Raw genomic sequence first — 10,503 nt, forward strand, 5'->3', positions numbered from 1 at the left:
CAGGTGACCGCTGCATTCAAGGCGCAGGCTGCGACGGAGCGGGCTGCCGTGCCCAGCCGAATAGCACAACCGAGCACACGGCCGCCACTGCACACCAGGTCGAGGCGAACTCCAGTCGCCACAGTGTCCAGCAGACTGACGCGCCGACGGCGACCAGGATGCCCAGCGTCAGCAGCCGTCGGTCGCCGGACAGCAGCAAGGAGCCCACGGTGGCCACGAAGTAGCCCGCGATGAGCAAAGGCGTGTGGGAGAGATCGACGACGTAGCCGATCGTGCGACCGCGGATCTCGGCTGTCACCGGGCCGGTGGCCAGGCTGTAGGCGAGCACCGCGGCCGTCGTGGCTCCGGTGATGAGGGGGAGGGCCAGCCTGCGGTGGGCGTGCGGTGGGGTGGCGCACCACACGCCCACGGGCACCCACAGGGCCAGCAGGGGCAGCGCGATGACGGCCCAGGCGAGTGTGGCGGGTCCGCTGCCCCCGCCCGAGTCCCAGACCACCGATTCGATGATCTGGTGGGCACCGAGCAGCAGCGGCAGGGCGGCGAGCGGAAGCTCCCGGCGGCTGGGCACCTCTGCCACACAGGCCACCCCGACCGCTGCGATACCGGTGCCCGCCACGAGATCGGCCGTCGCACTCCAACACATCACGCCACCAGGGGTCCGACGTCGCGTGTACTCACCTTTGCCGCAGACCACGCTACGTCGCGCTCGGCCGGCGGCCCCGGTGACGCGGCAGGCGTGTCACCAGGGCGGTCCCGCGGCGCGTGCGCCCGGTGCGCTTTGTGGGCTTTGTGGGCACTAGCGGAATCCGCGGAAGTCCCGCGTCGCCAGTCCCGGTCTGTCGAAGGGGTTCCAGTCGCCGGTCCCTAGTCCCGGGCGAGGCAGGTCCGCTTGCTGTCGAACGTCCAGCCGGGCACGAGGTACTGCATCCCGGCGGCGTCGTCCCGTGCCCCCAGCGGCTTTTTTTCCGGTACAGCCCGTGGGCCGCGAGAAGGCGGTCCATGCCGAGGCTGACGTACAGGCCGGGGGCGTCCGGGACGGCGACCTCGCCGTCGACGATCCGCGGCGAGATAGACGGTCAGCCGCTCCAAGCCCTCCTGCCAGATCCAGTGGGTGTCCAGGGCGTTGTACGCGCCGGGCGCCGCGGCCCCGCAGTGGGTGACCATGGCGAGGGAGATGTCGAAGTGGTTGTTGGAGTGGCAGCCCCAGGTCAGGCCCACGGCGTTGCGCAGCTGGGCCACGCGCACCAAGCCCTGCATAGTCCAGGAGTGCGGGTCGGCCAGTGGGATGGAGACCGACTGCATGGCCAGGGCGTGGGTCATCTGCCGCCAGTCCGTGGCGAGCATGTTGGTCGCCGGGGGAGACCCGTGGCGCGGCGGAACTCGGCCAGGATCTCGAGCCCGGAGTAGCCGCCCTCGGGGCCGCAGGGGTCCTCGGCGTAGGCGAGTGTGCCACCAGGGGCCGGCAGAGCTCGATGGCCTCGCGCAGGGACCAGGCGCCGTTCGGGTCGAGAGTGATGCGCGCCTGGGGGAAGCGGTCCTTGAGCGCCCGTACGGTGTCGACTTCCCGGGCGTCGGCGAGGACTCCGCCCTTGAGCTTGAAGTCCCGGAAGCCGTACTGGTCGTAGGCGGCCTCGGCCTGCCGGACGATCGCCTCGGGGGTGAGGGCCTCCTCGTGCCGGATGCGGTGCCATTCGACGTCCGTGTCGGGTTCGCGGACGTAGCCCAGGCCGGTGCGGTCGCGGTCGCCGACGTAGAAGAGATAGCCCAGGCCCCTTACGGAGTCGCGCTGTTGGCCGCCGCCGAGGAGGGCAGCGACCGGCACGTCCAGTTCCTGGCCGAGCAGGTCGAGCAGCGCCGACTCGACGGCGGTGACGGCGGTGACGGCGGTGACGGCGGTGCGCAGGTCGAAGGTCTGGGTGCCGTGTCCGCCCGCGTCGCGGTCGGCGAAGCGGTCGCCGATCTCTCGCAGGACGCGTTTGTAGTCGCACGTCCTGGCGCCGACGACGAAGGATGCGGCGTCCCGCAGCGTCTGTGTGATCTTCTCGCCGCCGGGTACTTCGCCGAGTCCCGTACGGCCGTCGGAGTCCGTCAGGACGACGACGTTGCGGGTGAAGTAGGGCCGTGGGCGCCGGAGAGGTTCAGTCCCATGCCGTCGCGTCCGGCGACGAGGTAGACGGCGAGCTCGGTGATGGTCGGCTGCTTGCTGCTCATCGTCGTCAATGTCCTTGGGGGTGAGGGGAGTCGGGGTCCGTGGTCACAGGCTGAGGATGTCCAGGGCCCACTCGAGGGCGAGGATGCCGCCCAGGCCGGGGATCGCGAGCACCGTGGTGTAGGTGGTGCGGACCTTGATCGCTTCGATGACGGAGAGGTTGAAGTACTCCTTGAACAGCCAGAATCCCGGGTCGTTGACGTGGGAGAAGGCGATCGATCCGCAGGAGACGGCGAGCACCGTGATCTCGGGGTGCACCTCGCCGCCCGAGAGGAGCGGCAGCACCACGCCGGAGGCGGTGACGCCACGGACCGCCCTCCGCCTATGGCCATATTACTGACGGGTCAGTAAGGTGCCGCTGTCAACCCCCCCTTGCGCACAGGAGAGTTGGGAGAGCCCTATGACGTCAGCGCTACGCAGGCGAACGGCGGCGGGTGCAGTGCTCGCAGTGGCGGTGTGCGGGCTGCCCGGGTCAGCCGCCGCGCAGAGCGGTCACACGCAGAACGGCACGCCGGACGCGACCTCCTCGGCCCAGTCCGCGGCGCAGTCCACCGGAGAGGCTACCGCTGCCGCGAAGCAGCAGAAGGACAAGCGCCACGGCCAGGACAAGAAGAAGCCGGGCAAGAAGACAGCTCCCGGCGAGATCCTCGGCTCGCAGCCGTCCTCATTCCAGTACACGCCGGGCCAGCCCACTCCCACCAAGGCCTGGACGATCAACTATCGGTCGACCTCCGCCGACGGCCGGCCCAACGCGGTCTCCGGCACCGTGATCGTTCCCGACGACGGCAGGACCACCCCGCGCCCGCTGATCACGTATGCGGTGGGCACGGTCGGTCTTGGCGACAAGTGCGCGCCGTCCGCCGGATTCCCGGGCGGCACCACGGCCGAGGCGCCGCTGGTCAACGCCGCGCTGGTACGGGGCTACGCGGTCGTCGTCACGGACTACGAGGGCCTCGGTACGCCGGGCGACCACACCTACATGGTCGCCAGGGCGCAGGGCAGCGCCGTGCTCGACGCGGCGCGCGCGGCCCAGCGCCACCCGGAGGCCGCGAAGTACGGGGTTGCCGCCGAGGCGCCCGTCGGCATCATGGGCTACTCGCAGGGCGGCGGCGCCAGCGCGAAGGCGGCCGAGATGGCCGCGACCTACGCTCCCGAACTAAAGGTCAAGGGTACGGCGAGCGGCGGTGTTCCCGCGGACCTCGCCAAGGTCGCCGAGTCGCTCGAGGGCAGTGGCAGCGCGGGCTATCTGCTGATGTCCGCCGTGGGACAGAACGCCGCCTACCCGGCCCTCAAGCTCGACAGATACCTCAACGACGAGGGCCGCAAGCTCGCCGACGTGGTCCGCAACGAATGCGTCGGGATGGCCCTGGAGGCCGGGCGGGGTAAGACGATCGAGGACGTGACGACGTCCAACCCGCTGGAGCGCTCGGCCTGGCAGCAGGCCGTCGCCGAGCAGTTGATCGGGACCGAGCGGCCGTCGGCGCCGACGTTCCTGTACCACGGGGACGCGGACGAGACGATCCCGCACGCGGTCGGGCAGAAGCTGCGGGCCGACTGGTGCGCGAAGGGCCACGCCGTGGAGTGGAAGTCCTTCGCCGGTCAGTCCCATGTCGGGACGGCGATCCAGGGCAACGGCCCGGCACTCGAGTGGCTCGGCCAGCGGTTCGCCGGCCAGCCCACATCCGGCAACTGCGGCACCTGAGCGGGTGTCCCGTGACGGCACCGACAGGCCCGGATGCCGCCATGTAGCAATGACGTCCGAACGGACAGACCCGCCGCCAGAAAGAGCGGTCCGCTGACAGGGGATGGGTCCGCTCCCACCTCGCTCGGCACCTAGCCCGTGAACTCCGGCCGCTCGTGATGGGTCCGCTCCCACCTCGCTCGGCACCTAGCCCGTGAACTCCGGCCGCTCGTACGGCGTCCACCACGTGGTCAGCCCCCACACTCCGATGCCGAGCGCGGCCACGGCGACGAGCGCCGCGGCCCACGGCCGGCCCAGCAGGCGCAGGGTCAGCGACCAGGCGACGACCGGTACGAGCGCGCCGCCGAGCGCGATGAGCGGAAGGTCGACGTACAGCACACTGAGGTCCCGGTGGATCTCTTCGAATCCACCGGTGACGCTGACGCGGGCGTGCGGCGCCCAGGCCAGCACGGCTGTCGAGGCGCCGCCCGCACCTGCGATCAGAAGTCCGGCGCATCCACGGGTCTGGTGATCCACATCGTCCATACCCGCCTCGACGCGCCGGAGCCCACCACACTTCCCGCCGCGATTTTTCTGGTCGCGTATCTCCAGGGGCAGAGCGGACCGGCGGTACTCCAGTCGTAGATCGTGATCTGGCACGGTGTCATGCGATGAGTNCTGTCGGCGTACACATGAACGCGGCCAGCTTCGTACGAATGAAAAGGGCCGTCTTGTGATGCGGTGAGTCCTGTCGCTCGGCACTCTGCTGCTTGGTCGGTCTGGAGTGGCGGAGGGCGGTGCACGGTGGTCTTGGACCCGCAGCGTTGGTTGGAACTCCGGCGTTTTCGTGCCCTGTTCGAGTCCGGAGCGGTGACCCTTACAGAGGTCGCCAAGGAGACCGGGCTGAATCGTAAGACGGTCCGGAAGTACCTGTCGGGACAGGCCCCCGCCGCGCCACCGCGGAGGACATCGAACGGGCGCCCCCGCCGACGGGTGGTGGACGAGGTGGCGCCGCTGATCGACGCGATGCTGCGGGCGGAGATCCTCATCAAGGGTGCGGTGGTGCACGAGCGCCTGGTCAAGGAGTACGGCTCCACCATCAACTATCAGCGCATCAAGCTCTATCTGCAGGAGGCCCGGCCACGGATCGCCGATGAACTGGGCATCACACCACGGGAGTTGGCGGGCATGCACCGCCGCTTCGAGGTGGTCCCCGGAGCTCAGGCCCAGGTTGACTGGGGCGACGAGGGGAAGGTCCTCGCTCACATCGGGATCGCGAAGGTCTATTCGTTTCACATGAGGCTGTCGTACTCGCGTGATCCCTTCTGCTGCTTCACCACCAGTCAGGATCTGCAGACGTTCTTCGACTGCCACCGCCGGGCGTTCGCGCACTTCGGTGGGGTGCCGATGTCAATCGTCTATGACCGCACCAAGACCGTGGTCCGTCGCCATGTCGCCCCCGGTGAGGCGGTTCCGCTGCATCCGGAAGCGGTCGGCTTCGCCGGCCACTACGACTTCGACATCGACGTCCTGGCCGCCTACCGCCCGACGGGGAAGGGCCGCGTCGAACGGCAGGTTCTGATCGTGCGCGATCACGTCCTGGCCGGACGGGCCTTCTCCTCCGTCGAGGAGATGGATGCCGCGTTCATGGCCTGGGTGCCGCAAAGACGCGGCCGCACCCACGGCACCCATCACGAGGTCATCGGGCACCGGGCCGCCCGGGACCACGCAGCCCTCAAGCCGCTGCCGCCGAACCCTTATCTGGTGGCCGAGCGGCAGCTGCGGCAGGTCGGCGAGGACTGTCTGGTTGCCTTCGACGGCAACCTCTACTCGGTGCCCGCCCGCCGTGTTCGTCCCCGCCAGCTGGTCGAGATCCGGGCCACCAGATCGCAGATCAGTCTGCATCTGACCACCGCAGATACCGGCGGCGGGGGTCTGCTGGCTGTCCACGACCGGGCCGTTGGCCGCGGGGCCCGCGTTGTCGACGAAAGCCACTGGAACGGTTTGCCCCGGGGCCACAACCGGCGGACCACCACTGACGTGCCGGTTCCCCCGCCGCGGCACGAGCCCGCAGCCGACAAGGATGCCGGTCCGCTGCAGGCCCTGCTCAACAGGGCCGCGGCCACCCGCGTCGAGGTCAGCCGGCGCCCGCTGTCGGTCTATGACGAACTCACCGGCACCCACCCCTTCACCTCCCAGAGCAAGGAATCGTCTTGAGCGAGCTGACCGGCAACCGCATCCGCACCACGGCGACCAAGCTCGGTTTGCCTCATCTCGCCGAAGGCGTCGATGAGCTGGCCCGCCGGGCCGAGGAGGGCAAACTCGGCTACCTGGACTTCCTGGATCTGGTGCTGTCCGAGGAACTGGCCGTCCGTGACGACCGCCGCTTCCGCCGGTCTCTGCTGTTCTCGAAGCTGCCGCACCACAAGACGCTGGACGACTACGACTTCTCGTTCCAGCCCGACCTCGACCCGCGCAAGGTCAAAGACCTGGCCACCCTCTCGTTCGTCGAGGCCAAGGCCAACGCTGCCCTGCTCGGTCCGCCGGGAGTGGGCAAGACGCACATCGCGGTCGCCCTGGCCGTCGCGGCCTGCCGGGCCGGGTTCTCGGTCTACTTCACCACGCTCGACGACATGGTTCGCCAGCTCAAGGCCGCCGAGGCCGCGGGCCGGCTGACCAACAAACTGGGCTCCTACCTACGGCCCGGCGTTCTCGTGGTCGACGAGGTCGGGTATCAGCCTCTGGAACGGGCCGAGGCGAACCTGGTCTTCCAGGTCATCTCGAAGCGTTACGAGAAGGGCTCGATCATTCTGACGTCGAACAAGACCTTCAGTGAGTGGGGCCAGGTCTTCGGCGACGAAGTCCTCGCCACCGCGATCCTCGACCGCCTCCTCCACCACTGCGACGTCGTCGCGATCAACGGCCCCAGCTACCGGCTCAAGAACCGCCTCAAAGCCATCGAGCGAGACACCAACGTGGCCTGATCACTGGCCACGTTCATTCGTACCGGACTGGTCACACCGGAGAGTACGCGGACACCTGCACGCGGCACACATCCACACCCGCCTGCCGCACACCACGCCCGACCGGCGCGGGAAGGCATGACGATGCCGCACCACGCCCTGGACATCACCCTGACCCGGCCCCTCACCCCGGCCGAACTCCACCAGGCCACCCGCACCATGCCGCTTGCGGCCAACCACGACATCACCCATCTCCTGGCCCTGGTGCGCGCCAAGACTCCGGGAAAGGCCCTTACCCGACTGCGCCGCCAGATCGGCGGACGGCTGCCCATCGACGTGATCACCACGCACTACCCCGACGCGGACGGCAAGATCCTCCTCAACGTCGCCTTCCGGCCCGCCACCCACACCGCTCTGAAGGCCGCCGCCGACAAGGCGGGACAACCGCTCCCGCTCTTCTCGCAGCTGGCCCTTCACCGGGCCCTCGCCCGGCACGCCAGCGAGGAGGCCGACTGCCTCGACCAGGCAGTCCGCCACCTGCTCGCCCACACCACCGCTCCTCACCTCCTGGCAGCCATCGGGCGTGCCCTCACTCACACCCCCGGAGCCGCGCGATGCTGAACCCCACCGACGAACAGCAGGCAGCGGCCGACGCTTTCCAGGCCGGCCACCACCTGGCGCTCCAGGCCGGGGCAGGCACCGGCAAGACCACCACCCTGGCCCAGCTCGCCCACGCCACCGCGCGCCGCGGACGCTACCTCGCCTACAACCGGGCCATCGCCCAGGACGCGCGCTCCCGCTTCCCGTCCACCGTCAGCTGCAAGACCGCCCACGCCCTGGCCTACGCCGCCGTCGGCCACCGCTACACCCGCCGCCTGAACGCCCCCCGCCGCCCCGCCTGGCAGACCGGACACGCCCTCGGCATCACCAAGGCCGTCCGCATCGGCGAGCGCGACCTGTCACAAAAGACCCTCTCCAATGCCGTGCTGCGCACCGTGGCCCGCTTCTGCCACACCGCCGACCCGACGATCACCCGCCACCACGTCCCGCACCTGCGCGGCCTCGAAGACCGCACCCTGCACGCCCAACTCGCCGACCACATCGTCCCCTTCGCCCGCAAGGCCTGGGCCGACCTCCAGCACCCGGACGAGGGCGCGGTCCGCTTCGACCACGACCACTACCTGAAAATCTGGGCCCTCACGAGTCCGAAGATCGACACCGACTTCCTGCTCCTGGACGAGGCCCAGGACACCAACCCCGTCGTCGAACAGATCTTCCTCGACCAGCGCGGCCACGCCCAGCTGGTCATGGTCGGCGACTCCGCCCAGGTCATCTACCAGTGGCGCGACGCCAAAGACGTCATGGCCGGCTTCGACGGCACCCAGCTCGCCCTCTCCCAGTCCTTCCGCTTCGGCCCTCGGCTCGCCGAAGAAGCCAACCGCTGGCTGACCATCGCCGAGGCACCCATCCGCCTGACCGGCACCGAGAGCGTGCCCACCGAACTCGGTCCCCTCGACCGGCCCGATGCCGTGCTGTGCCGCACCAACGTCGGCGCCATGGCCCAGGTCATGGAACTGCTGGCGACCGGATGCCGGGTGGCCCTGGTCGGAGGAGGAGACAGCCTGCGCGCCCTGGCCCTGGCCGCCCACGACCTGAAGGAAGGCCGCCGCACCACCCATCCCGAACTGATCCTCTTCCCCTCCTGGGGCGAGCTGCAGGACTACGCAGCCCACGACCCCGCCGGACGGGACCTGCAGCCGCTGGTCGACCTCGTCGACACCCACGGCACCGACGCCATTCTCATCGCTGTTGCTCAACTCGTCCCTGAACAACAGGCCGAGGTCACCGTCTCCACCGCCCACAAGGCCAAGGGCCGCGAATGGCCGCGGGTGAAAATCGCCGACGACTTCACCCCGCCCAAGGACAGCGACCAGCTGGACGACACCGGCCGCGCGGTACCCGGCCCGATCGACGACGGCGAAGCCCGCCTCGCCTACGTCGCCGTCACCCGCACCCGCCACCGCCTCGACATCGGCGGCCTGTCCTGGATTGAGGATCACCCTGCCGGCGCCCTGCCACCGTCATCGCGGGCAGGGGGCGGGCACCTGTAGACCTCGGCTCACGGGCGCCCGGTCGAGGTGCCCGTAGGCGCTGTGCGCGGCACTGGTCACCCCCCGGCACCGGTGTCGCTGAGCTGCACTTGAGTAGCCGTGCGTCGATCCGGGGCTGTTGGCCCCGTAGTCGCACCGGCCGTTCAAGTTGTGCACGACTGGGTTGTGTATACACCGCACCCCTCGGATACTGCGCGGGCAGTCGGCCGCAGATGGGCGTCACCTGGATGTAGCGTGACGCACGTCGTGTAGAAGTCGGTCCAGCTGTGCTTCTTCGTGAACGGCGAGGCCTCGTTGAGCCATTATGGCCTCAAGCTGCGGATCCCAGGGCGAGGGCGCAGGGGCCCCCGTCAGTGGGGTAAGTCGGTCGGCGGGCAGTTCTGCCAGTGCGTCGAGGTAGTCCGTGCTGTGCATGCGCCAGGGGCGAGCGCCCAGCCGGATCACCCGTTCAGCGATGGCGACGCCGGGCCAGTCGAAGTCGCCGTGGTAGGCGACGTCTGCTCCGCTGGCGACGAGCCGCCGCAGTAGTTCCCACCCCGCCGCAGACGGGTTGCCGCTGCCGCATACCAGGACGCCGGGCAGGCCATACCGTGCGGCTGCCTGAAGCACTTGCGGGTTCTCGCAGACATACACGGTTGCCTCCGGCACTGTCAGAGCGACATCGGGGACAGTGCGCAGCTCTTGAAGGGTCAGGTGCGTCACCAGCGACAGATCGTTGCGCGTGCGCATCATCATCGCCCAGGGATGGGTGCCGGGCGGGTCCAGCTTCCACACCATGACGGTTCCCGACAAGGTGTCTGTGCTGACGCCGACCCGCTCCCACAGCAGTCGGCGGCTTGCGGCCGAGTCGGGTGACGGCAGTGTGCAGGCTGCAGCAATGGCCTTGAGGACCAAAATGCCGGTGAGACGGCCCTCGTCGAGTCCGTGGGCGTCGCCGGTCGTGTGGGCGGCGAGTTCGCTCAGCTCCCACTGCTTCGCAGCCTCTGTTCCGGTTCCGGTCTGGGCGTGAAGGGGTGTGTTCGTCAGTGTGGCGATGGTGCGTACGGTGCTGCTGAGGGCGGTAGCGGCAGCTTCGATGCCGGCCCGGGTGAGGATGCCGGTGCTTCTCAACTCCCTGAGCCAGTCGACGATCCAGTCCGCGTGGGCCAGGTCTGCACGGGTGAGGTCGGCATCCAGCTGCTGCCAGAGCGAGGTCCACGCTGTCTGCTGTGCTTCTTTGGCCGACGTCCGGTCCTGCAGGGGCCGGCCGGTCAGCTCCGCCACGACGCTGACGAGGCCGCATTGGGCGGCCGATGCCCTCAAGGCCGCGTCCAGGGCGCCCAGTTGGATGCGGCGCAGGCCGGGCTCGAGCCGGGTGCCGAGCAGTCCTCCGAGTCGCTTGGCGCCTTCGGTGTCGAGTTGGGCCTGCACGGTGCCGGTGGGGGCCAGGCGGTTGCGCTCCAGCCGTTTGCGGGCCGCTGCCCACAGCGCGGTGAGGCTGGGGTCGTCGAGGTAGCTGCGGACGGGGGCGGGCAGCTGGGGGAGGGAATGAGGGGTCAT

Annotated in this window: 8 protein-coding genes and 2 pseudogenes; 5 read left to right on the top strand and 5 right to left on the bottom strand. The window is 69.5% G+C overall.

Annotated features, from left to right (window positions below):
* Nucleotides 1–16: 16 nt before the first annotated feature.
* The 3 genes and pseudogenes from U9R90_RS00085 to U9R90_RS00095 all read right to left on the bottom strand — a co-directional run.
* On the bottom strand, nt 17–643 hold the full coding sequence (locus U9R90_RS00085) for a DUF6629 family protein (RefSeq protein WP_411057582.1): 627 nt from the start codon (nt 641–643) through the stop codon (nt 17–19).
* A 221-nt stretch (nt 644–864) separates the two neighbouring features.
* Nucleotides 865–2,211, bottom strand: a pseudogene (locus U9R90_RS00090) (enolase C-terminal domain-like protein).
* 43 nt (nt 2,212–2,254) lie between these two features.
* Nucleotides 2,255–2,512 (bottom strand): annotated as a pseudogene (locus tag U9R90_RS00095) (gluconate permease); the annotation flags it as partial.
* Between the two features lie 97 nt (nt 2,513–2,609).
* On the opposite strand from U9R90_RS00095, the gene U9R90_RS00100 reads away from it, so the two are divergent.
* On the top strand, nt 2,610–3,911 hold the full coding sequence (locus tag U9R90_RS00100) for a lipase family protein (RefSeq protein ID WP_411054300.1): 1,302 nt from the start codon (nt 2,610–2,612) through the stop codon (nt 3,909–3,911).
* Nucleotides 3,912–4,097: 186 nt separating this feature from the next.
* Here U9R90_RS00100 and U9R90_RS00105 read toward each other — a convergent pair whose 3' ends face one another.
* Nucleotides 4,098–4,436, bottom strand: coding sequence for a hypothetical protein (locus U9R90_RS00105; protein WP_411054301.1), 339 nt, complete (start codon nt 4,434–4,436; stop codon nt 4,098–4,100).
* 258 nt (nt 4,437–4,694) lie between these two features.
* On the opposite strand from U9R90_RS00105, the gene istA reads away from it, so the two are divergent.
* The 4 genes from istA to U9R90_RS00125 all read left to right on the top strand — a co-directional run bounded on the left by istA (nt 4,695) and on the right by U9R90_RS00125 (nt 8,964).
* Nucleotides 4,695–6,107 carry an IS21 family transposase gene (gene istA / locus U9R90_RS00110; RefSeq protein ID WP_411054302.1) on the top strand — a complete coding sequence of 471 codons (1,413 nt, stop codon included), beginning with the start codon at nt 4,695–4,697 and terminating at the stop codon, nt 6,105–6,107.
* Nucleotides 6,104–6,874 (top strand): IS21-like element helper ATPase IstB, encoded by a 771-nt coding sequence (gene istB, locus U9R90_RS00115; RefSeq protein ID WP_411054303.1) that lies wholly within the window; start codon nt 6,104–6,106, stop codon nt 6,872–6,874. Before istA ends, istB begins: the two co-directional genes overlap by 4 nt.
* 117 nt (nt 6,875–6,991) lie before the next feature.
* Nucleotides 6,992–7,474 (top strand): hypothetical protein, encoded by a 483-nt coding sequence (locus U9R90_RS00120; RefSeq protein ID WP_411054304.1) that lies wholly within the window; start codon nt 6,992–6,994, stop codon nt 7,472–7,474.
* Nucleotides 7,471–8,964 carry a UvrD-helicase domain-containing protein gene (locus tag U9R90_RS00125; RefSeq protein WP_411057583.1) on the top strand — a complete coding sequence of 498 codons (1,494 nt, stop codon included), beginning with the start codon at nt 7,471–7,473 and terminating at the stop codon, nt 8,962–8,964. The genes U9R90_RS00120 and U9R90_RS00125 overlap by 4 nt, the downstream gene beginning before the upstream one ends.
* Nucleotides 8,965–9,183: 219 nt before the next feature.
* Here the strand turns inward: U9R90_RS00125 and U9R90_RS00130 are convergent, their stop codons facing one another.
* The gene (locus U9R90_RS00130; protein ID WP_411054305.1) at nt 9,184–10,503 is read right to left on the bottom strand and encodes a TIGR02679 family protein; all 1,320 of its coding nucleotides are present in this window, start codon (nt 10,501–10,503) and stop codon (nt 9,184–9,186) included.

The organism is Streptomyces sp. E11-3, from assembly GCF_046540415.1.
In the GTDB taxonomy this organism is placed as follows: Bacteria; Actinomycetota; Actinomycetes; order Streptomycetales; family Streptomycetaceae; genus Streptomyces.

What these genes read in the sequence shown, in the direction of transcription:
- U9R90_RS00085 (WP_411057582.1), bottom strand. Translation starts at nt 643, where the DNA reads ATGTGTTGGAGTGCGACGGCCGATCTCGTGGCGGGCACCGGTATCGCA.
- U9R90_RS00100 (WP_411054300.1), top strand. Translation starts at nt 2,610, where the DNA reads ATGACGTCAGCGCTACGCAGGCGAACGGCGGCGGGTGCAGTGCTCGCA.
- U9R90_RS00105 (WP_411054301.1), bottom strand. Translation starts at nt 4,436, where the DNA reads ATGGACGATGTGGATCACCAGACCCGTGGATGCGCCGGACTTCTGATC.
- U9R90_RS00120 (WP_411054304.1), top strand. Translation starts at nt 6,992, where the DNA reads ATGACGATGCCGCACCACGCCCTGGACATCACCCTGACCCGGCCCCTC.
- U9R90_RS00130 (WP_411054305.1), bottom strand. Translation starts at nt 10,503, where the DNA reads ATGACCCCTCATTCCCTCCCCCAGCTGCCCGCCCCCGTCCGCAGCTAC.